This is a genomic window from Microbispora triticiradicis (genome assembly GCF_005864065.1).
GTDB classification, from domain to species: domain Bacteria; phylum Actinomycetota; class Actinomycetes; order Streptosporangiales; family Streptosporangiaceae; genus Microbispora; species Microbispora triticiradicis.
On sequence record NZ_VANP01000001.1, the window covers coordinates 516,553 to 536,958 of the forward strand.

Genomic DNA, 20,406 nt, shown 5'->3' on the forward strand with positions numbered 1-20,406 from the left:
GCCTCTCGCGCTGGAGCGTACGTCAGCGGCGGCGGTGCGCCCTGCCGCCGTGGTGATGCTTCCTACCCTGGTGCCGCCGCGCCGCGTGGGCGCGCGGCCGGTGGGTGCGCGGCTTGTCCGTCACCTTGAACTTCTGGAAGCCGAAGTCGGGCAGCGCGATCGGCTTGGAGGGGTCGTCCGAGATCGGGACGACCACCACGTCGTGCCGCACGCCGTCCTTGCCCTTCAGGTGGTAGACGGCCTGCTCCGGCTGGCCGGCCTGGCTGGACTGTCCGGTGAAGGAAGCGGGCGCGACGACCGGCACGGCGGCCGGCACGGTGGCCGGTGCGTACGCCGGGCTGTAACCGGTGCCGTCCCCGGTGTTGTCGTCCGGGCCTGAGGGGCCGTAGCCGGGGTCGCCGACCACAGTGTCGGGCTGTTGCGCCGGCGCCTCCCCGCCCGTCCTGTCAGCGGTGGTGCCGCCGTTGGTGCCGGAGAGGGCCGCGGACGGCCCGGGGTCGGCGAACGCGGCCGGTCCGGCGATCAGCGTCGCGGCGAGAGCGGCGGCGGCCGAGAAGATGATCATGAGTCTCCCCCGAGGTCACGGATCCCTACGAGGAAGACGGTAGGCAGCGCGTCCGCGCCGATCACGCCGCCCACGCCCAATGTCGGGTCAAGCCTGGCGAGCCCGCCAGTCCGTGCCCGCCAGTCCGTGCCCGTCAGTCCATGCCCATCAGCCCGGCCCGTCAGTCCATGCCCCGCCGTCCGGGAGCCCAGAAGGGCTTCATCACGATGTCTCCGCGCGACCAGCCGCGTTCCCGGACGAGATGGTCGCGCACCGCCTGGCAGTCACGGACCTGCCCGGCCAGGTAGGCGACGCCCGGCGTGGCGGGGAGGTCCAGCGAGCGGATCGCGCCGACGAGATCGGCCGGCCGGTAGGACCAGCCGAGGCGGTCGGCCCGCTCCAGGGGAAGACGGTCCCCGGGGCTCTCCGCGGAGATCGCGCCGTACACGGTCGCGGCCGGAGGCAGGGCGCGCAGCATCGCCCCGAACGCGCCGGCCGCGGTCTCGTCTCCGGCGAAGAGGTGGTACGGCGCGTCCGCACGCACCACGAACCTGCCTTGCGGGGCGAGGAACGCGACCGGATCTCCGACGCGAACCTCCCTCGCCCACAGCGCTCCCGGCCCAGCCGAGGGGTGGTCGAGGACGCACAGGTCGAGATGCCCGTCGGGCGAGTACTGCCAGATCGAGTAGGTGCGCAGCAGCCCACGCAGCCACGAGCGCGGCGAGCGCGGGTCGCCCACCCGTACCCGGATGTGGTTGCCCGGTTTCCAGGTGAGGCCGCGCAGGCCGGGCCCGGCGATGCGAACGCGGCGCATGCGCTCGGCGACCTGCTCGATCTCCGCGACGGTGCCGTGCAGGAAGAGGCTCATGGCGCGGCCTCCCGACTTGAGTTCATGGGGTCAACAGTGCCGGTTGAGGTGCACCTGAAGTCAAGCGGGAGGCGTCGTCGGCCCACCGGCGGACCGGAGCGGTGGAATCAGGCCAGCGGACTGAGATGGACGACCTTGGTGTGGGTCATCTCGTCGAGCAGCTCGGGGCCGTAGCCGAAACCGTGCCCGCTGCCGCGCAGCGGCTGCGCGGCGCCGCCCGGCGCCCCGCCGAACACGGCGTTGATCTTCACGGTGCCCACCGGCAGCTCCCGCCAGGCCCGCTGGGCGTTGGCCATCGACGGCGTCAGGACCGTGGCGGCGAGGCCGTACCGCGACTCGCGGGCCAGCTCCAGCGCCTCGTCGAACGACCCGGCCACCCGCACCGCCGCGACCGGGCCGAACGTCTCCTCCCACATGACGTCCATGTTCTCGGTGCAGTCGGCCAGGACGGTCGGCGGATAGAAGGCCCCGGGACCCTCGGGGACGTACCCGCCGGTCAGCAGCCGCGCGCCGGCCTCGATCGCGCCGCGCACGTGCCGGTCCACGATGTCGCGCTGCGCCCGGTCGACCAGCGGCCCGAGGGTGGTCTCCTCGTTCAGGCCGGGGCCCATGCGCAGCTCCTCGGCCCGCTGCACGAGTGCCGCGAGGAACTCCTCGGCGACGTCCCGGTGGACGTAGACGCGCTCGGCGGAGGTGCAGATCTGCCCGGCGTTGGCGAAGCAGCCGGTCGCGGCCTGCCCCGCCGCCCACTTCGCGTCCACTCCGGCGTCCACGATCAGCGGGTCCTTGCCGCCGTTCTCCAGCAGGGTCTTCGCGCCGGTGCGCGCGGCGACCGCGGCGATGGCGCGGCCCGCGGCGGTCGAGCCGACGTGCGCGACGAGGTCGATCCCCGGGTGCGCGGCCAGCGCCTCCCCCGCGTGCCGGTCGCCCGGCACCATGGTGAGCACGCCCGGCGGCAGCTCCTCCGCCATCAGCCCGGCGAGCAGCGCCCCCGTGTGCGGCGTGCGCTCGGACGGCTTGTGGACGACGGTGTTGCCGGTCACGACGGCCGCCCCGACGAGCCCGCAGGCGATGGCCACCGGGTCGTTCCACGGCGTGATCACCGCCACGACGCCGCGCGGCTCGTGCACCATGAGGTCGGTGGCGTCCCAGCCGCCCTGCAGGCTGCGCCCCCGGTGCAGCGGCCCCAGCTCGGCGTACTGCCTGAGCGTGCCGGCGCCGGCCGCCACGCCGCCGCGGCTGTCGCCGATCGGCTTGCCCATCTCCCTGGTCACCAGTTCGGCGAGCTCGTCCGCGCGGGCCTCGATCCGCCCGGCGATCCGGTGCAGGCACGCCGCCCGTTCGGCGGGCGCCGTACGGGCCCAGGCCGCCTGGGCGCGGCGGGCCGAGTCGACGGCGCGCTCCACGTCCTCGGCGCAGCCCGCGGGGAAGTCGCCCAGCGGCTCCCCGGTCGCGGGGTCGGCGACCGTGCGGTCACGTTCGCTCGCGCTCGCCGTCCACTCCCCGTCGGTCAGCACCCAGCGATCCCTGTCCCGCACCCCGGTCTCCTCCCGTGACTCGCACTCACGTGTACGCCCTCGTGGTTGTAAGGCCTCGTGCGACGTGGTCGCTCTACCCCTGCTCGCTACCCCCGGGTGCGTACGGTTATCACCACGGTTCCCGGACTTCCCGTCAGCGCACCTCCAGGCCGAGCGACGTGGCGACGACGATCGCCTGATGCGGGTCGACGACGGCGCCCGCGATCTCGGCCGTGCGCGGATCGAGCGCGGACAGGTCGCTGCCGCGCAGGTCGCAGCGGGAGAAGTCGGCCCGGTGCAGCCACGCGCCGGACAGGTCAACCCCGCGGATCGTCGCCCCGGCGCAGTTGGCTCCGGTCAGGTCGGCCTCGCGCATCCGCACGCCGGTCAGGGACGCGCGGCGCAGGTCCGCGCCGGGCAGGGCGGTCAGCGACCAGTCACCGCCCTCCACCTTCATGAGGTCGTGGCCGCAGCGCTCGAAGACGCTGCCGACGAGCTTGCACCCCGTGAAGGTGGCGTCGAAGAACGAGCACCGGACGAACGTGCAGCTCACGAATGCCGAGTCGGTGTGCGTGGACACGTTGAACCGCACGTCCCGGAAGACGCACTCGAAGAACTCAGCGCCCCGGCTCGACGCCTCGGTCATGTCGACGTCGGTGAACTCCACCCTGCGGTGGCTCTCCCCCGACAGGTCCCGGCCGTCCCAGTCCTCGGACTCGACCGTGCTCTCCGTGGGCGGAGCCTGTCTGCCGTACGCGCGCTCAACCACGGCGGCCCCTCTGACAACACATGCGCCGACCGTATCGCCCGGCCCCGACAGTTACTTGATCGTTATGGTCTCGGACGCACAAAACCGGCTTTTCATACGTTCCAAGAGAGTGCAAATCGCAGTGAAACCCTCTTTGAGGAGTAGACCGTGAACATCCTCCGGCGGGCGGCCCACGTCACACTGACCGTCGCCGCCATCGCCGTCGCAACGGCCTGCTCGGCGGAAGGCACAGCCCCACAGACCGAAGCAGCACAGACCACGGCGGCACAGACCGCGGCCACACAGACTCCGGCCGCGCAGGCCACCGAAGCCGCCGGGCTCGCGCCGCACGCGGCGTCCAGGACGGCGCGCAGGGCGGGCAAGCCGAAGCTGGGCATCGCCGACATCACGCCGATGGGCGAGAAGGTCGAGCGGGTCGGCGTCGGGTTCCCGATCATCGTCACCTTCGACCGGGCCGTACGCGACCGGGCGGCCGCGGAGTCCGTGCTGCTGGTCCAGGCCGAGAAGCCGGTCGAGGGCGCGTGGCGCTGGGTCTCCGACCGCAAGGTCGTCTACCGGACCAAGACGTACTGGAAGCCGCACCAGAAGGTGCTCTTCAAGGCCCTGCTGAGCCGGATCCCCGGCAACGAGGCCGCCAAGGACGTCTCGCGCCGCTTCGCGGTCGGCACCGCCAACATCGCGGTCGTCGACACGAAGAAGCACGTGATGAAGGTCCGCCGCGACGGCAAGCTCGCCAAGACGATCCCGATCAGCGCGGGCCGCGGCGGCCTGGTCAAGAACGGCGTGGACGTCTACCTGACGACCAGCGGCGTCCACCTGGCCATGGGCAAGAAGCGGGTCGAGACGATGACCTCGTCCTGGCTCGGCGTCACCGACCCGAAGGACCCGCTCTACTACAAGCTGGAGATCCCCTGGGCGGTCCGGATCTCCGACAGCGGCGAGTACGTCCACCAGAGCGCGGGCGACTACCAGTTCCTCGGCAAGTCGAACCAGAGCCACGGCTGCGTGCGGGCCACCCCCGCCGGGGCGAAGTGGTTCTACGGCATCAGCCAGCGCGGCGACGTCGTCCAGGTCACCGGCACCAAGCGCAAGCTCGACTGGCGCAACGGCTGGAGCTACTGGCAGCTGAACTGGACCCAGTGGAAGCGCGGCAGCGCCCTGCCGGCCGGTTCCCCGGCCCCCTCCGCGTCCCCCTCCCCGACCTCGGGCGGCCTGGAGGGGTGACGCACCCCAGGTAGGCCTGTCGGCCACTGAGAGCCGCGTGAGAGCCGTGTGGGAGACTCCACACCTGTGACTCCCGCCCTCGACCTCGCCGGAATCTTCGTCTTCGCCCTTTCCGGCGCGCTGCAGGGCGTACGCAAACGGCTCGACGTGGTCGGCATGGCGGTGCTGGCGTTCTTCACCGCCGTCGGCGGCGGGATCACGCGCGACCTGTTCATCGGCGTGCAGCCCGCCGCCTTCCGGGACACCGGATATCTCCTCGTGCCGATCGCGGCCACCGCCATCGCCTTCTTCTGGCATCCGCAGGTCGAGCGGGCGATGCCCGGCGTGCTGGTCTTCGACGCGGCGGGCCTCGGCCTGTTCTGCGCGGTCGGCACCGCCAAGGCGCTGGCGTACGGCCTCTCGCCGCTGCACGCCGTGCTGCTCGGCGTCTGCACGGCGGTCGGCGGCGGTGTCATCCGCGACGTCCTGTCCGGCGAGATGCCGACCCTGCTCTACGACCGCCAGCTCTACGCCGTGCCGGCGATGCTCGGCTCGACGGCGATGGCCGTCCTGTACGCGCTGGACATCCGCGGCTTCGCCGCCACCCTCTCCTCGGCCGTGCTCGCCTTCGCGCTCCGCATCCTCGCCATGCGGTACGGCTGGCGCGCTCCCCTCGCCCGGGGCGTCGGCGGACCGGTCTGAGCCGGTCTGACGCCGGCCTCACGCGCCCGGCCGATTAAATCCAGATTTATCACTATTCAGTGATTTCGCATGCCCGGGCACCCCGGGAAAAAGTCGCGGAAGGCGGCCGACGGGTGCTTTGATGAGTAGCGGGAAAAAGAACACCGAAGAATTCCGAAGAAATGCCGACCTGAGGGCATGGGCATGCTCAGGACTCTTCTCCTGCCGACGGTCGCCCTGCTCGGCGCCGGCGACCCGCGTCCGGGCGACGACTCGCATGCGCTCGGCCTGGACGACGATTTCTGACATTTCTCCCGCGACTCGCCAGACAACCAGAAAGCCCCCCGAAATGACGTTCACATTCCAAGACGTACGCTCGCAGACGTACAAGGCGCGAGACGCCTGGTGGACCGTGTTCCTGGTGGATCCCCTGGCCGGCCGGCTGGTCGTCGGAACCGCCAACCGCACGTCCGTCACCCCCAACCAGATCACCTGGGGCGCGTTCGCCCTCGGCCTCGGGTCGGCCTGGTGCTTCCTGCGGGCGGAGTGGGCGTGGCTGGTCGCGGGGGCCGTGCTCTACCATCTGAGCTTCGTCCTCGACTGCATGGACGGGAAGATCGCCCGGCTCAAGGGGACGGGCACCGTCCTCGGCGGCTGGCTCGACTACGTCTTCGACCGGATCAGGGTGCTGACCTGCACCGTCGCGCTGGTGTGGGGGCAGTACCGCGTGACCGGCGAGGACGTCTACCCGCTGCTGGGCATCACGGTGGTGTTCCTCGACATGCTCCGCTACGTCGACGCCCTGCAGATCGCGAAGGTCCGCCGGGAGATGCGGCGCAGGGTGCGGCGGGCCTACTGCGAGTCGTCCGGCGGCCCCGCGCCCCTTCCACGGGCGCTGCTGCGCGACGACCCCGAGGACGACCCGGACGAGATCAGGGTCCGCCTGGCCGCGGCCGTGGACCTGCAGGAGGAGTTCCGCACCCGTTTCTCCTGGTATCCGCGGCTGCGTGAGTGGCTGCGCGCGCACCGGGTCCGTACCCATCTGATGAGCGGCATCGAGTTCCAGATGGCGGTGTTCATCGTCGGGCCGCTGACCGGTGCGATCGTACCGGTGACCGTCGGCGCGGCGGCCCTGCTGCTGCTGTTCGAGGCCGCGATCATGTACAAGCTCCTGCTGTCGTCACGCGACCTGTCCCGCGTGCTCGCCGTGATCCGCGCCTCCGGATGACGCCGCGTCGTGACCGGCAGAGACGCCGATAGAGACGCCGGTAGAGAGGCGGGCGCGGCGGGTAGCGGTGGGGACATGACCGAACGCGACGAATCCCGTGAGGACCTCCCTGCCCGGCCCGATCCGGGCCACCGCCGGCCACCCGGTCTCGACGACGTCACCGTCGACGCGCTGGGCAGGCTCAGCAAGGCGCTGGAGACGATCCACCGCGCCAGGGGCCACCTGTACGCCTTCCACCAGCTCACCGGCACGGCGGACTTCGAGCTGGACGACGCCGTACGGCTGCTGCGCCAGGCCGGGCACGACAAGTGGGCCGACCGGATCGAACGCGAGCTCATCGGCCGCAACGTCCTCCAGGGGCGCTGGACCTTCCAGATCGTGGAGGAGTACGACGACGGCTACTACACGCTCTTCCAGGAGCTGGAGCGGCAGGCGCGTGACGAGCTGGCCGGCGGCCGCCGCCATCTCTTCGAGGCGGAGCTCAAACAGCAGCGCCGCACCCCCGGGCAGCCCGGCCACGAGACGATGCCGTGAGGCGAACGGCGCCGCGGGCGGCCGGCGGAGCGCCGGTTATCCTGCGGGGAGGATGCCGACCGTACCGTGCGAGACCGTGCGAGACCGTGCGAGGTGAGGCCGTGACGGACCGCAGACCCCTCGGGACGAGCTTCGAGTCGTGGATCGACCGGCAGATCCGCGAGGCCGCCGAACGCGGGGAGTTCGACAACCTGCCGGGCGCCGGCAAGCCCATCCCCGGCGCGGGCGAGCCGTACGACGAGATGTGGTGGATCAAGCAGAAGATGCGGGCGGAGAACCTGTCGTTCCCGCTGCCGGAGACGCTGGCGCTGCGCAAGGAGGCCGAGGAGGCCAGGGCGGCGGCGCTGGGCGCGCGGACCGAGACCGAGGCGCGCCGGATCGCCGAGGAGATGAACGACAGGATCCGCGAGAGCTACCGCAGGCCCCTGTCGGGCCCACCGGTCGTGCAGCCGCTCATCGACGTGGACGAGGTCGCCGCCGGATGGCGGGCCGCCCGCCCGGTCGCCGATCGGGCCGCCGAGACGGAACCCGCTCCCCCGCCCGCCCCGGCCAGGCGCTCCTTCCTCCGCCGGCTGTGGCGCCATTGAACACCTGACGAAAGTCGGGTGAGAGACCTTCCGATCGTCCGCTGTGCCGCCCCCCTGAGGGCTCATACCGTACGTGACCTGCGTACACGTGAGAGATCGGGGAGAAGACGGTGCGGACACGGAGAATCGCCGCGGTCGCCGGCCTGCTGTCGACACTGACAGGGACGGCGGTAGTGGGAACAGCGGCGGCGAGCACCGCGGCGGGGGCCGTAGCCGAGCGGCCGGGCGAGGTGACATCGGCGGCGACCGACCGGTACGTGCGGTCGTACATGCGGCGGACCGGCCTGCCCGGCGCGATGGTGACGGTCGTCCGCGGCGATCGGGTGGTGTACGCCGCCGGGCACGGGCACACGGCGGGCGGCGAGGCGATCACCGCGGACACGCCGATGCCGCTCGCCTCGATCTCCAAGTCGTTCACCGCCCTGGCGGTGCTCCGCCTCGCCGACGAGGGCAGGATCGACCTGGACGCCCCGGCGCGGCGGTACCTGCCGGACTTCACGATGGCCGATCCCCGGGCCGGTGCGATCACCGTGCGGCAACTGCTCCAGCAGACCTCGGGCATGAGCGACCGGACCTTTCCCGAACTGACGCTCCCCGCGCCGGACGACCTTGAAAACGCCGTCGCGATGCTCCGGAACGCCCCGCTCGCCGCGACGCCGGGCACCCGGATGATCTATCACAACCCCAACTACGCGGTCGCGGCGCGGCTGGCCGAGGTGGTGTCCGGGAAGCCGTTCGCCGACTGCCTGGCCGCCACGGTGCTCACCCCGCTCGGCATGACGTCCACCCGGACGGTGAACACGACGGAGGAGTTCCCCGGCGCGGGCGCCGGGTACGTCCGGGCGTACGGCCGGCTGATCGGGCGTGCGCATCCGAAGTGGTTCGTCAACGGCTCCTTCGGAGTCGTCAGCACCGCGAACGACATGGCCAGATGGCTGATCGCGCAGGACGGCGCGGGTCACGTCCTCCCGCCGGGCACCGTCAGGACGGCCCAGGCCCCCTCGGGCGTGGGCGGCAGCACGTACGGCATGGGCTGGTCGGCCGGCCGGACCGGCGGGGGAGCCCCCATGCTGCGGCACACCGGCTGGCTGCTGACGCACAACTCGGCGCAGACGATCCTGCCCGCGAGCGGGTACGGCATCGCCGTCGTCACGAACACCGGCATGGTCTCCGGGGACGACGCGTTGATCATCAGCGACGGCGTCACCGGGATGATCGAGGGCAGGCCGGACACGGACGCGGCGCCCTTCACGATGTCGGCGGACTACTGGCTGGCCGGCCTGTCGCTGCTCAACCTCGCGCTCGGCGCGGCGGGGGTGCTGCGGTCCGGCGGCTGGGCGCGCCGCCGTACGGGCAGGCCCGCATGGCGGCTGGCCGCGCGGCTGGTCCCGTACGCGCTGCCTCTCGCGCTCTATCTCGGGCTCGCGGACCTGGCCGGGCTGTTGCTGAACCGGGTGGGCACGCTGGACCAGCTGACGTATGTCTGGCCCGCGCTGTACGTCTGGGCCGCCACCGGGGCGCTGGCCGCCGTCGCCGTCGTGGCCGCCCGCCTCACCCGGACCGTGCTCACCCGCACCGTGCTCGCCCGCCGCGCGCTTCGGTAGCGTCCCCGACATGAGGTCAGACATGATCCGGGTCCTGCTGGCGGACGACGAGGCGCTGATCCGGGCCGGCATCAGGAGCATCCTCGGCACGGCCGGCGACATCGACGTGACCGCCGAGGCGGCCGACGGGCGCGAGGCCGTGGACCTCGCCCTGCGGCACCGCCCGGACATCTGCCTGCTCGACGTGCGGATGCCGCGGCTCGACGGGCTCGGGGCGGCCGCCGAGCTGCGGCGCGTCCTCCCCGAGATCGCGGTCGTGATGCTCACGACGTTCAACGAGGACGAGTACGTGACGAGCGCGCTCGGCTCCGGGGCCTCCGGGTTCCTGCTCAAGTCGGGCGATCCCCGGGAACTCATCGCGGGGGTCCGTGCCGTGGCCGCCGGCGGCGCGTACCTCTCCCCTGCCGTCACCCGCCAGGTGATCGCCCGCCTCCGTACGCGCCCGCACGGCGTGCCGGGGACCGCCCGCGACCGCCTGGACGAGCTGACCGAGCGGGAGCGCGAGGTGCTCGCGCTGGTCGGGGCCGCGCTGTCCAACGCCGAGATCGCCCGGCGGCTGCACCTCGTCGAGGGGACGGTCAAGGGATACGTCAGCCAGATCCTCACCCGCCTCGGCCTGAGGAACCGGGTCCAGGCCGCGATCCTGGCGTACGAGGCGGGTCTCGTGCCCGCCGCACCCGGCGCGCCGGCCGATCGGAGGTCCTGAGCCGTGCGGACGCCCCGACTCCAGGACCTCGCGCTGTGGGCGGCGGTGTGCGTGCCGCCGGCCGCGGCGGCGCTGGACCCCGACGGGCGGAGCCTGATACCGCTGATCGCGGGTGTCCCGTCGTTCGCCGTCGCGACCGCGCTGGGACGCGCCCGGCCGCTGACCGCGCTCGCCGTGCCGGTGGCGCTGACGCTGGCGCTGGACGCGCGGATGCTGGCTCCTCTGTACTGGACGTGGGCGGCGCTGGCGCTGTTCGGTTACCTGGCCGGGCGCCGGGCCGAGAGCGGGCGCGCGGCCCTGTGGTTCTTCGCCGCCGTCGCCCTCTCCGGGCTGCCGCTGTCCGCCTTCGTCCTGCGTGACCTGTGGGGCTGGCCCACCCAGCTCCTCACGTTGCTGCTCGCGGTGGTGCTGCCGTGGCTGGCCGGCCGCTGGCATCGCCAGTACGCCGAACTGGTGGACACGGGCTGGCGCCTCGCCGACCGGATGGAGCGTGAACAGCGGGCCGTCGCGGGCCGCGCCCGGACCCGGGAGAGAGCCCGCATCGCCGGAGACATGCACGACTCGCTCGGCCACGACCTGACGCTCCTCGCGGTGCGCGCCGGAGCCCTCGAACTCGATCCCGGGCTCGACGCGCGGCAGCGCGACGCCGTACGGGAGCTGCGGGAGGCCGCGGCGGAGGCCACCCACCGGCTCCGGGAGATCATCGGCGTGCTGCGGGAGGACGACTCCCTCGTGCCACCCAGGGAGGAGAGCGTGGAGGGCCTCGTCGAGCGGGCCCGCGACTCGGGCATCCCGGTCGTCGTCGAGCGGTCGAGCGGCACCGACGGCCTGCCCCCGATGGCGGCGCTCGCCGTCCGCCGCGTGCTCCAGGAAGCCCTGACGAACGCCGCCAGACACGCCCCTGGCGCGACCGTGCGCGTCCGGCTCGTACGGGACGAGACCTCGTTCGGGGTGCGGGTGGTGAACGACGCCGCCCCGGCGGTGAGCGCGCCCGGACGGGTGCCGCCCGGGGCCGCGCCGGTAGGGTCCGGGCTGGTGGGGCTCGACGAGCGGGTCCGGTTCGCGGGCGGGACCCTGCGCAGCGGTCCGACCCCGGCGGGCGGTTTCGAGGTCTGCGCCGAAGTTCCGATCGCCGGACGTGACGGGAACCCCCTGGTTCCGGAGTCCGAGGAGGGGCGTGCGGGCACCCGCGCCGCCGCCGGGGAGCTGGCCCTCGCCAGGCGGCGGGTGCGGCGGCGGCTGGTGGAGGCGGCCGGGGTGCCCGTGGCGGTGCTCGCCGTGATCGCCCTGATCATGATCCCTCTCGGCTTCGTCGGCTCGTCCCTCTCGGTCCTCGACCGGGAGACGTACGAGGGGCTGCGCCTGGGTGCGCCGCGTGACGACGTGCGGTCCGGGCTTCCCGTCTTCACCAGGGACGGGCCGCCGGACGGAGCGCCGGTCCCGCCCGAAGGACAGGACTGCCTGTACTACACGGTGAAGAACGCCGACCGGCTCGCCTACCGGCTGTGCTTCCGCGAAGACCGGCTGGTCTCGAAAGCCGTGGTGCCCTGAGCCGGAAAAAGCCTGAAACGCGTCCGGGTGAGCCGGACATGTGCGGGGCCGACGACCTCCCACAGGAAGGACGGCCGCATGGGCCCCCCGGAACGCAGAAGGCTTTTCGAGGAGATCTACGAGGCGCACTACTCCGACCTCCTGACCTACGTGTGGCGGCGCACCGGCTCGCCCGACGACGCCGCGGACGCCATCGCCGAGACGTTCACCACGGCGTGGCGGCGCATCGACGAGCTCCCCGAGGGGCGGGAGACCAGGCTCTGGCTGTACGGCGTGGCCCGGCGGGTGCTCGCCAACCAGCGGCGCGGCGCGTCCCGGCGCACGGCGCTCGCCACCCGGCTCCGGGCGGAGCTCACCGCCTGGCAGGACCCCGCCCCCACCGCCGGCCACGACCGCGACGCCGTACGCCGGGCGTTCCGGCTGCTCGGAGAGCGGGACCGCGAGCTGCTGGCCCTGGTCGGCTGGGAAGGCCTGGACACGGCCGAGATCGCCACCTTGCTGGGCTGCTCCCGAGGCGCCGTGCGCCTCCGCCTCCACCGCGCGCGCCGACGGCTGGCGCGCAACCTGAAACTCGTCGGATCCGACCTTGCCACCTACGGCGTACGCGCCACCGAGCCGGCGAAGGGAACGTCATGAGACGCGACATCGACCACCTGCTCGCGGGAACCGCCCCCGCGCCGGGCCCGGGGATGACCAGGGGCGCCCGGGAACTGCTCGAGGAGATCACGTCGCACGCGGCCGAGGAGCCCGAGACCGCCGGGGCCGAGCCGGGGCCCGGGAGCCCGCGCCGGTGGAGGCGCTGGGGCCTGTCCGTCGTGGCCGCTCTTGTCGCCGCGCTCGGCCTGGCCGGGCCGGGGTTCCTCGGCCTGGGCGCGGGCCCGGCCGCCGCCGCGCTCGACATCAGGCAGGAGAACGGCTTCTACGTCGTCATGGTGAGGGACCTCTACGCCGATCCCGAGGTGTACCAGGAACAGCTTCGCGGCCTCGGGCTGAACGTCTCGCTGCGCCTGGTCCCCGCGTCGCCGAGTCTGGTCGGCCGCATCTGGGAGGGCACGGTGCGTACCGGCGGCGAGCGGACCGCGGAGGGGGGACGCCGTAAGGACGCGATCGAGACCATCGACGGCTGCCTCACAGCGGACTTTCCCTGTGCGATCGGCCTGAGGATCCCCGTCGGCTACACGAAGAAGATCGACATCACACTCGGACGCCGGGGGCGGGAGGGCGAGCGGTACACCCTGATCGCGTCCGTCGACGCCCCCGGGGAACCGCTGCACTGCACCGGTTTCCGCGGCGAGCGCGTGGACCGGGTCATCGCGCTGCTGCGCTCCAGAGGAGTGCCGGACGCGGTCTTCGTCACCGCCGACGGTGATCGCGCCACCGTGCCCGGGTCCTGGTACGTCCACGAGGGCGTGCTCAGGTCGGCGGGCAGCGCCCGCCTGCTGGTGGGCCCCACGCACAGTCGTCCCGACGTCCCCGGTCCCCGCATGCGGGGCGACGACTGCGTGAAGGACTCCTCCTGATCGTCCGGATGCCCCGGTCGTCTGTCGTAAGGGAATGCGATGATCGCCGTATCGTTCTCGGAGGAGATTCACATGAACGACCGGTTCGACGACGTCGCCGACCTCAACGCATGACCGTCGTGCTCCACAGTCCTCCGGACGACAGGTTCGCCGGGCAGGGCCTGGACTTCCTCAAACTGCTCCACCTGGTGGACAACCACGCGTCGTGCCGCGTGGCGCAGAAGTGCGGCTACGTCCTGGAAGAGGTCGTCCCGGCTCGCCCGCCGTACCCCAGCGGGGGACACGTGCACGTCAGGCGCGCTCCTCAGGATTCTTCTTGAGATTGACGGGCGCCGGCCCGCGCGTGGTTCATCGGGTGACGTCGACCAGGACCTTGCCGACCACGCCGTGCTCCACCGCCCGGTGCGCGTCGGCGGTGCGGTCGAGCGGGAAGCGGACCAGCGGCAGGCCGTGTTCTTCGCCGACCGGCAGGGCGCCGTCGCGGACCGCGGCGGCGACGTCCTCGGCGGCCGCGGCGCGCGCCGCGGCACCGGCCGTGTAGAGCACCAGGAACTGCAGGCGTGTGTTCAGCACCATGTTCTGCGGCACGTTCAGTTGGACCGGTCTGCCGCCTTCGTTGGCGTACGTCGAGATCGTGCCTCGCGTGCGCAGCACGGCGAGGTCCAGCGCGAGATTCGCGCCGAGCGCCACCTCGGCGACGATGTCGACGCCGTCCGGGGCGATCGTACGGATCTCGGCGGCCGGGTCGCCCCCGCGGTAGTCGACCACGTGGTGGGCGCCGGCCGCGGTGGCCAGCCGGGCCTTCTCCGGACCGCTGATCGTGCTGATCACGGTGGCGCCGGCCCATCGGGCGAGCTGGATCACCGCGTGCCCGACCGCTCCGGCCCCGCCCGCGGCGAGCACCACCCTGCCGTCGAGCGCACCCGGCCGCAGGCGGCGCGGTCCGTCCTCGGCGACGGTGAGCGCGCGGTGCGCGGTGAGCGCGGGGACGCCGAGCGCGGCGCCGACGTCGAAACCGGCCTCGTCGGGCAGTGGGACGGCCTGGTCGGCGGGCACGACGGTGAACTCGGCGGCGGTGCCGGTGGGCCGCCCCGCGGCGGCCATGAACAGCCAGACCCGCTGACCGATCCGGCTCCGGTCGACCCCCTCGCCGACGGCGTCGATCACGCCGGCGCCGTCCAGGTGCGGAGTGACCTCCGGGAAGCGCTTGGGGCCGGTGACGCCGGATCGGGCCTGCACGTCGGCCGGGTTGACCCCGGACACGGCGACCCGGACGCGAACCTCGCCGCGACCGGGCGCGGGCAGGTCACGCTCGACGAGCCGGAGTACGCCGGGGCCGCCGTTGTCGCGGTAGACGATCGCCTTCATGGTCCGTCCCCTAGCCGAGCGAGACTTCGCTGGAGCGGGACTCGACCGCGTCGAGGACGGCAAGGGTGGCCTCGTCGAAGGCGATCTCGCCGGCCGCCATGTTGGCCTCCAGGTGGCCGGGATCGGCGGTGCCGGGGATGAGCAGCACGTTCGGGGCGTGGTGCAGCAGCCAGGCGAGGCCGACCTGGGCGGGTGTGACGCCCAGCGACTCGGCCACGGTGTGGACGACCGGCTCCTCGGCGACCTTCGGCAGACCGGGAAAGGCCCCGCCGAGCGGGAAGAACGGCACCCACGCGATGCCCTCGGCCGCGCACAGCCGCAGCAGGTCCTCGTCGTCCCGGGAGACGAGGCTGTAGGCGTTCTGCACGCAGACGATGCCGGCCGGCAGGGCGCGGCGCAGGCCGTCGAGGGTCACGCTGCCCAGGCCTATCGCCCCGATCTTGCCCTCGTCGCGCAGGGTGATCATGGCGGCGAGCTGGTCGTCGAGGTCGACCACCTGGTCGCCCTCGGGACGCAGCCCCGGGCCGGAGTCGAGGCGGCGGAGATTGACCACGGGGAGCCGGTCGACGCCGAGGCTGCGCAGGTTGTCCTCGACGCTGGCCCGCAGCTGTTCGGGCCGCTGCGCCATCCGCAACGGCAGGCGCCCGCCCGGATTGGGGTCGGCGCCGACCTTGGTGACGACGACAACGTCGTCTTCGGGGCGTACGGCTTCGCGGATCACCGCGTTGGCGAAGCCGAAGCCGTAGAACTCGGCGGTGTCGACGTGGTTCACGCCCAGCTCGACCGCCCGGCGCACCAGCGCGACGGCCTCGGCGCGGTGGTCTCCCAACCGGCCGAGCTGGGCCGCGCCGTAGCCCACCCGGGCCACGGTACGGCCGGCGAAGGAAGCAGTAGGAGTGCTCATGACCACACCGTACAAACAGCAAATGACAGATTTCAATAGTTGTCATCTGTCGAACATGGTTTGACGGCCGTCAGTCCGCTGACGTACGTTCCGCTGCGGGGCCCGGAGGCCTCGTACCAGCTCGACAGGGAGATCCGATGCGCGGAGAGCCACTCGACGCGGAGACGATCGTGTCGGCGACCGAGGAGGTGCTGCGCCGCCACGGTCCGGAGAAGACCACGGTGCTCGACGTCGCGCGGCTGCTGGGGGTGAGCCACGGCAGCGTCTACCGGCACTTCCCGTCCAAGGCGGCGCTGCGCGAGGCCGTGATCCGGCGCTGGCTCGACCGGGTGCGAGACGATCTCGTCGCGGCGGTTCAGGACGCCGGACTGACCCCGCCCGACCGGCTACGCGGCCTGCTCACCGCCATGTTCGCCGTCAAATGGGCGAAGGCGAGGGAGGACCCGGAACTGTTCGCCACCTTCCGGGTGCTGGCGGCGGAGCACAGCACCGAGTCGCGGTCCCATCTCGCGTTCCTGCTCGACCAGATCCGCGCCGTCGTCGCCGACGGCGTGGCCGGCGGCGACTTCGCGCCCTGCGATCCGGAGGCGACCGCGCGAGCCGTCTTCAACGCGAGCACCCGGTTTCTCGATCCGAGGCACGCCGCGGAGTGGCAGTCCCCCGAGATCGAGGCGGAGGCCGCGAGCGTCGTCTCGCTCATCCTCGACGGCATCCGGCACGGTGACGGCCGTCAGGTCATGCCGTCACCGACGAGGCGATGAGATCGTCCTGGTTGTCGGCGGCCCACTGCGCCAGTTGCGCGAGGGGCCCGTTCGCGAACGACTCGCCCAGCGGGGAGAGCCGGTAGACCGCGCCTGCCCGCGTCGACATCTGGTCGGCGCCGTCTTTCAGGACGAGTCCGCGCGCCAGCAGACGTCGCAGGGCCTCGGTCAGGACCTTGTCGCTGACTCCCGCGATACGTGTGAGCAGCTCCTTCCGTCGCGTCGGCCCGAGGCGTAGGGCTGAGAGCACGACGGGATCCCAGGCGTGACTGATGAGCTCGGCCGCGGCGCGTACCTGGCAGTCGGAGACGAACGTCTCACAGGACCCCTCGATCACTGATCCAGTCTCGCATCGGTCGCCTACCGGATGGTAGGAGCCTCGTTCGTAGCGTCTCCCACGAAGCCCTTTCGAGAAAGAGGAGATCGCTGTGAATCTGGGAATCTTGGGCACCGGGAACCTCGCCGTGACGCTTGGCCGAGCCTGGGCCGCGGCCGGGCATTCGCTGCTGGTGGCAGGGCGTGACCCGGGCCACGCCCGCCGGGCGGCCGACCGGATCGGCCCCGCGGCGGAGGCCGCCGACTCCGCCGGCCTCGCGGCCCGGGTCGATGCGCTCGTGATCGCGATCGCCTGGGAAGGGCTGGAGGCCGCGGTGTCCCTCGTCGGCGGCCCCCAAGGGGCGTTGACCGGCATGACCGTGATCGACTGCACCAACCCGGTCGACTACGCGACCGGTGAACTGAAGCCGGCGTCCGGCTCGGCAGCGGCACTCGTGGCTCGGGCGGCTCCCGGTGCGCACGTGGTGAAGGCGCTCCACCTGTTCGCCGGAGCTTCATGGCCGTACGCGGGTCCGCGGGAGTCGGCGCCGGTCGTGGCGATCTGCGGCGACGAGCCGGATGCCCTCGACCGCGCCGCGGCGCTGATCCGGGATCTCGGCGGACGGGCCGCGGTGGTCGGCGGGCTGGGCAGCGCCCGGCAGTTGGAGGAGGCCGCCGGATTCGTCATGAGGGTCGTCGCAGCGGGCCACAACCCGAGACTCGCCGTTCCCGACGTGGACCCGGCGCTCCTCCGAGCCTCGGGGTCGTGATCGCGACTCCCTGAGCTTGAGTGAATACTGTGAGCGCTGTTAGCTTCACCCGGTGGACGACATGCCTGCACGGGCGAAGGCGATCGAGGACTTCGCGGCGGCACTGCGAGAACTCCGCAAATCGGTCGGCAACCCACCTTTTCGAGAAATGTCCGGCCGGTCGGGGGCGATCTCACACACGACGTTGCACGAGGCGACGAAGGGCAACCGGCTCCCCAGTTGGGAGACCACCGTCGAGTTCGTCAAGGCGTGCGGCGCGGACCCGGCCGCGTACCGCGAACGCTGGGAGAGGGCGAACCTGGCGGTCAGATCGGCGGGCACCGGACTCGAAGCCTCCGCCGCGAACGTCGCGGAAGGCCGTAGCGCGCCCAGCGCTCCCGAGTCGCGAACCTCACGGCCGGGCGGTGAGATCGCGGGCGACGTCCGGCCGGTCCCCTCCGCGCCAGAGGACCGAGGACGATTCCGGCGGAACCGCCCGGCAGCGCTCGCGGTAGCGGCCGTCGGTGTGGTGACGGCGGTCCTCATCGCGGTCGCCGTCAGTCGTGGCTCCGGGGCCGACGGGCACAGCTCGAACCCGTCCGGGAGCCCGTCGAATTCCGGGCTGTCGGCGGCCGACTGCCCGATACACGCCACCAGCCCGCCGTGGAGCCCACCCGCGCACGAGGGTGATTCGGCGAAGTTCATCGGGGACATCACGCTCACCGACTGCACGCGCGTCGGCCCCCGCCAGACCGTGACCAAGGTGTGGCGGCTCAAGAACGCCGGGACGGTGCCGTGGAAGGGATATTCGTTGCATCGCCTCGACCTCCCGCAGCGACCTGATCAATGCCGGACCGTCTCCGACATACCGATCAAGGACACACGACCCGGAGAGACGGTCGACATCCGGACCGAAATCACCACGCCGAGCAAGCCGGGCCTGTGTTACGTGCGGTTCAAGATGATGGAGGGTTCGGGACGGGTCGCGTTCCCCGGAGGCCGGCCGCTCAACTTCCAGGTCATCGTCGGCTGACGCCTGTTCCCCGCCGTACGCGGCACGGCGGGGAACAGGGGCGGACGATCTCCGGGGGTTCAGTTGAGAACGATCCCCTTGTAGTAGTACCTGAGGATCCTGGCGTAGCTCCAGCCCGCCTCGGCCTTGTCGCGAGAGCCGTTCTGCGACATCCAGTCGCCGGTGACCCAGTGGCCGCACGCCGTCGTCGTGGAGCAGTACTGGGCCTTGAAGATCTTCCCGTCACGCGTCATCCGGATGCCCCACGTGGCGTCCACCGCGGCGTTCGTCGCCGCCGTCGCGGAGCCGGGCTTGTACATCTGGCTGGACGTGTGGTCGGTGACGTCGTAGCACTGGCCGCTCGGTGTCCTGCTCGCCGACCTCAGCGCCCAGTACCAGCCGAAGTTCTTGACCGCGATCGCCCCGGCCTTGAGGGACTCCTTCGGCCAGTGCGACCGCCACTCGTTGGGCAGGACGTTCTTGATGTAGGTCTTGAACTCCACCCGGTCCACGCGGTCGAGGGATTTCCGGTAGACGAGGATTGTCGTGGGCAGCCGGCTGTGCGTGCCGTCGGTCTTGCACCCGGTCGGCGGTGCGGCGCTCAGGAACCGGTGGGAGGCGTTCTGGTTCTTGAGGCCGGGCTTGAGGTTGCCCTTGGCGCCGGGAGCGAAGTCCTGGTAGACGCTGCCGCCGTAGTTGCTGTTGAAGTAGACCCGGACGGTCTTGCCGCTGCGGTTCCAGACCGAGGCGGCGGCGTTCTTGACGCACTTGCCCTTACCTGCGCCGGGTCCCTTGAAGTCGAAGCAGGAGGGCTGCCGGGTGCCGTAGTCGGGGACGGACCCGGTGAAGTCCGACAGCGATCCCTTGGTGCCGCTGTTGAAGTAGTAACAGAACTCGCCGGTCTCGCACACGCCGTTGCGGGTGGCCGCCGAGGCGGGCGAGGCGGTGGCCAGCACCGCCCCGCCGAGCACCGTCGCGGCGGCCACCGCGGCCAGGGGCGAGATCAGCCGTGCAGTTCGCGGAGACACAGTTGCCTTCCTCCTCATCAGAGGCCCCGGTGCTTCACAGGGGTCCCGGTGCGCTAGCGGACGTTGTAGCCCTGGGAGACCCAGAACGAGTTCGGGTTCGGGTTGCTCAGAGTCGAGTCGCCGACGCTCTTGGCGGCCCGCGTCTGCCGTCCGCGGCGCATCTCGACGTGGGTGTGCGCTTTGTTCCTGGACGACACCCCGTGCCACGCCTCTTCCGCGATGACCTGGCCGCGGGAGATCTGCTGGCCCACCCGCAGCGAGGACAGCGGAGCCGAGTGCAGGTAGATGATCGTCTTGTTCAGCGAGGCGTTGTAGACGGCGATCGTGGAGAGCCCCGAGCCGCCGTTGCTCCCGTACACGACGTTGATGATCTGACCACTCGTCAGCGCGTGGACAGCCGAACCGACCCTGCGGGTGATGTCGATGCCCTCGTGCCGGCCGGAGGTGTGGACGTAACCGTCGAAGCCGCAGCTGATGTAGCCGCCACTCGCCTTGTACAGCGCGTACGACATGTTGACGCGCACCGATGACGACGGGCCGAACTGGTGGGAGGCGTTCTGGTTCTTCAGGCCGGGCTTGAGGTTGCCCCTGGCACCGGGCGCGAAGTCCTGGTAGATACTGCCGCCGTAGCTGCTGTTGAAGTAGACGCGGACGGTCTTGCCGCTGCGGTTCCAGACCGAGGCGGCGGCGTTCTTGACGCACTTGCCCTTACCTGCGCCGGGTCCCTTGAAGTCGAAGCAGGAGGGCTGCCGGGTGCCGTAGTCGGGGACGGACCCGGTGAAGTCCGACAGCGATCCCTTGGTGCCGCTGTTGAAGTAGTAACAGAACTCGCCGGTCTCGCACACGCCGTTGCGGGTGGCCGCCGAGGCGGGCGAGGCGGTGGCCAGCACCGCCCCGCCGAGCACCGTCGCGGCGGCCGCCGTGGTGAGGATCCTGTTGAGCGTTCCCATGGTGTTC

23 protein-coding genes are annotated in these 20,406 nt (G+C 71.8%); 14 read left to right on the plus strand and 9 right to left on the minus strand.

The features are described from left to right. Nucleotides 1-22: 22 nt before the first annotated feature. The 4 genes from FED44_RS02445 to FED44_RS02460 form a co-directional block, all read right to left on the minus strand. Complete coding sequence (locus FED44_RS02445) at nt 23-565, minus strand: hypothetical protein (protein WP_138459575.1); 543 nt, start codon at nt 563-565, stop codon at nt 23-25. Between the two features lie 160 nt (nt 566-725). Beyond that, entirely contained in the window at nt 726-1,412 is a 687-nt protein-coding gene (locus FED44_RS02450; RefSeq protein ID WP_138459576.1) for a siderophore-interacting protein, read from the minus strand. Between the two features lie 107 nt (nt 1,413-1,519). After that, nucleotides 1,520-2,950, minus strand: coding sequence for an aldehyde dehydrogenase family protein (locus FED44_RS02455; RefSeq protein WP_222867865.1), 1,431 nt, complete (start codon nt 2,948-2,950; stop codon nt 1,520-1,522). 133 nt (nt 2,951-3,083) lie between these two features. After that, nucleotides 3,084-3,698, minus strand: coding sequence for a pentapeptide repeat-containing protein (locus FED44_RS02460; RefSeq protein ID WP_138459577.1), 615 nt, complete (start codon nt 3,696-3,698; stop codon nt 3,084-3,086). A gap of 147 nt (nt 3,699-3,845) precedes the next feature. Here FED44_RS02460 and FED44_RS02465 point away from each other — a divergent pair, with 147 nt between their 5' ends. The 11 genes from FED44_RS02465 (at nt 3,846) to FED44_RS02515 (ending at nt 13,632) form a co-directional block, all read left to right on the plus strand. Further along, complete coding sequence (locus FED44_RS02465; protein ID WP_138459578.1) at nt 3,846-4,922, plus strand: L,D-transpeptidase; 1,077 nt, start codon at nt 3,846-3,848, stop codon at nt 4,920-4,922. A 66-nt stretch (nt 4,923-4,988) separates the two neighbouring features. Further along, nucleotides 4,989-5,603 (plus strand): trimeric intracellular cation channel family protein, encoded by a 615-nt coding sequence (locus tag FED44_RS02470; RefSeq protein WP_138459579.1) that lies wholly within the window; start codon nt 4,989-4,991, stop codon nt 5,601-5,603. 328 nt (nt 5,604-5,931) lie between these two features. Next, a complete protein-coding gene (locus tag FED44_RS02475) occupies nt 5,932-6,810 on the plus strand; it encodes a CDP-alcohol phosphatidyltransferase family protein (protein WP_138459580.1) in 879 nt (292 codons plus the stop codon). 75 nt (nt 6,811-6,885) lie between these two features. Continuing rightward, nucleotides 6,886-7,344, plus strand: coding sequence for a hypothetical protein (locus FED44_RS02480; RefSeq protein WP_117409234.1), 459 nt, complete (start codon nt 6,886-6,888; stop codon nt 7,342-7,344). A gap of 101 nt (nt 7,345-7,445) precedes the next feature. Then, nucleotides 7,446-7,931, plus strand: a complete 486-nt coding sequence (locus FED44_RS02485) for a DnaJ family domain-containing protein (protein WP_138459581.1) — start codon at nt 7,446-7,448, stop codon at nt 7,929-7,931. A gap of 110 nt (nt 7,932-8,041) precedes the next feature. Next, a complete protein-coding gene (locus FED44_RS02490; protein ID WP_138459582.1) occupies nt 8,042-9,535 on the plus strand; it encodes a serine hydrolase domain-containing protein in 1,494 nt (497 codons plus the stop codon). Nucleotides 9,536-9,557: 22 nt separating this feature from the next. Further along, nucleotides 9,558-10,241, plus strand: a complete 684-nt coding sequence (locus FED44_RS02495) for a response regulator (RefSeq protein WP_138459906.1) — start codon at nt 9,558-9,560, stop codon at nt 10,239-10,241. 3 nt (nt 10,242-10,244) lie between these two features. Continuing rightward, on the plus strand, nt 10,245-11,792 hold the full coding sequence (locus tag FED44_RS02500) for a sensor histidine kinase (RefSeq protein WP_138459583.1): 1,548 nt from the start codon (nt 10,245-10,247) through the stop codon (nt 11,790-11,792). A gap of 78 nt (nt 11,793-11,870) precedes the next feature. Next, nucleotides 11,871-12,428 (plus strand): RNA polymerase sigma factor, encoded by a 558-nt coding sequence (locus FED44_RS02505; protein WP_138459584.1) that lies wholly within the window; start codon nt 11,871-11,873, stop codon nt 12,426-12,428. After that, complete coding sequence (locus tag FED44_RS02510; protein WP_138459585.1) at nt 12,425-13,312, plus strand: hypothetical protein; 888 nt, start codon at nt 12,425-12,427, stop codon at nt 13,310-13,312. The genes FED44_RS02505 and FED44_RS02510 overlap by 4 nt, the downstream gene beginning before the upstream one ends. A gap of 110 nt (nt 13,313-13,422) precedes the next feature. Further along, nucleotides 13,423-13,632: a GNAT family N-acetyltransferase gene (locus tag FED44_RS02515; protein ID WP_187405959.1), complete on the plus strand. Its 210-nt coding sequence runs from the start codon at nt 13,423-13,425 to the stop codon at nt 13,630-13,632. Nucleotides 13,633-13,660: 28 nt separating this feature from the next. Here the strand turns inward: FED44_RS02515 and FED44_RS02520 are convergent, their stop codons facing one another. Together FED44_RS02520 and FED44_RS02525 are read right to left on the minus strand one after the other, a co-directional pair. Next, nucleotides 13,661-14,680 carry an NADPH:quinone reductase gene (locus FED44_RS02520; RefSeq protein WP_138459586.1) on the minus strand — a complete coding sequence of 340 codons (1,020 nt, stop codon included), beginning with the start codon at nt 14,678-14,680 and terminating at the stop codon, nt 13,661-13,663. Between the two features lie 10 nt (nt 14,681-14,690). Continuing rightward, complete coding sequence (locus tag FED44_RS02525) at nt 14,691-15,584, minus strand: aldo/keto reductase (RefSeq protein WP_138459587.1); 894 nt, start codon at nt 15,582-15,584, stop codon at nt 14,691-14,693. Nucleotides 15,585-15,721: 137 nt separating this feature from the next. Between FED44_RS02525 and FED44_RS02530 the strand changes: the two genes are divergently transcribed. Next, the gene (locus FED44_RS02530; protein WP_138459588.1) at nt 15,722-16,345 is read left to right on the plus strand and encodes a TetR/AcrR family transcriptional regulator; all 624 of its coding nucleotides are present in this window, start codon (nt 15,722-15,724) and stop codon (nt 16,343-16,345) included. Here the strand turns inward: FED44_RS02530 and FED44_RS02535 are convergent. After that, the gene (locus FED44_RS02535) at nt 16,320-16,682 is read right to left on the minus strand and encodes a winged helix-turn-helix transcriptional regulator (RefSeq protein WP_138459589.1); all 363 of its coding nucleotides are present in this window, start codon (nt 16,680-16,682) and stop codon (nt 16,320-16,322) included. The two genes, FED44_RS02530 and FED44_RS02535, sit on opposite strands and share 26 nt — an antisense overlap. Before the next feature lie 91 nt (nt 16,683-16,773). Between FED44_RS02535 and FED44_RS02540 the strand changes: the two genes are divergently transcribed. Further along, nucleotides 16,774-17,430 carry an NADPH-dependent F420 reductase gene (locus tag FED44_RS02540; protein WP_208758795.1) on the plus strand — a complete coding sequence of 219 codons (657 nt, stop codon included), beginning with the start codon at nt 16,774-16,776 and terminating at the stop codon, nt 17,428-17,430. Between the two features lie 61 nt (nt 17,431-17,491). Continuing rightward, entirely contained in the window at nt 17,492-18,442 is a 951-nt protein-coding gene (locus tag FED44_RS02545; RefSeq protein WP_244301721.1) for an NBR1-Ig-like domain-containing protein, read from the plus strand. A 59-nt stretch (nt 18,443-18,501) separates the two neighbouring features. On the opposite strand, the gene FED44_RS02550 is transcribed toward FED44_RS02545, so the two are convergent. Beyond that, nucleotides 18,502-19,449 (minus strand): SpoIID/LytB domain-containing protein, encoded by a 948-nt coding sequence (locus FED44_RS02550; protein ID WP_208758796.1) that lies wholly within the window; start codon nt 19,447-19,449, stop codon nt 18,502-18,504. A 53-nt stretch (nt 19,450-19,502) separates the two neighbouring features. After that, nucleotides 19,503-20,399 carry a peptidase inhibitor family I36 protein gene (locus FED44_RS02555; protein WP_138459592.1) on the minus strand — a complete coding sequence of 299 codons (897 nt, stop codon included), beginning with the start codon at nt 20,397-20,399 and terminating at the stop codon, nt 19,503-19,505. Nucleotides 20,400-20,406: the final 7 nt, after the last annotated feature.

Coding starts and splice junctions, on each gene's coding strand:
- FED44_RS02525 (WP_138459587.1), bottom strand. CDS start 15,584: ATGAGCACTCCTACTGCTTCCTTCGCCGGCCGTACCGTGGCCCGGGTG.
- FED44_RS02515 (WP_187405959.1), top strand. CDS start 13,423: ATGACCGTCGTGCTCCACAGTCCTCCGGACGACAGGTTCGCCGGGCAG.
- FED44_RS02555 (WP_138459592.1), bottom strand. CDS start 20,399: ATGGGAACGCTCAACAGGATCCTCACCACGGCGGCCGCCGCGACGGTG.
- FED44_RS02530 (WP_138459588.1), top strand. CDS start 15,722: ATGCGCGGAGAGCCACTCGACGCGGAGACGATCGTGTCGGCGACCGAG.
- FED44_RS02495 (WP_138459906.1), top strand. CDS start 9,558: ATGATCCGGGTCCTGCTGGCGGACGACGAGGCGCTGATCCGGGCCGGC.
- FED44_RS02545 (WP_244301721.1), top strand. CDS start 17,492: ATGCCTGCACGGGCGAAGGCGATCGAGGACTTCGCGGCGGCACTGCGA.
- FED44_RS02510 (WP_138459585.1), top strand. CDS start 12,425: ATGAGACGCGACATCGACCACCTGCTCGCGGGAACCGCCCCCGCGCCG.
- FED44_RS02450 (WP_138459576.1), bottom strand. CDS start 1,412: ATGAGCCTCTTCCTGCACGGCACCGTCGCGGAGATCGAGCAGGTCGCC.
- FED44_RS02475 (WP_138459580.1), top strand. CDS start 5,932: ATGACGTTCACATTCCAAGACGTACGCTCGCAGACGTACAAGGCGCGA.
- FED44_RS02520 (WP_138459586.1), bottom strand. CDS start 14,680: ATGAAGGCGATCGTCTACCGCGACAACGGCGGCCCCGGCGTACTCCGG.
- FED44_RS02505 (WP_138459584.1), top strand. CDS start 11,871: ATGGGCCCCCCGGAACGCAGAAGGCTTTTCGAGGAGATCTACGAGGCG.
- FED44_RS02445 (WP_138459575.1), bottom strand. CDS start 565: ATGATCATCTTCTCGGCCGCCGCCGCTCTCGCCGCGACGCTGATCGCC.
- FED44_RS02480 (WP_117409234.1), top strand. CDS start 6,886: ATGACCGAACGCGACGAATCCCGTGAGGACCTCCCTGCCCGGCCCGAT.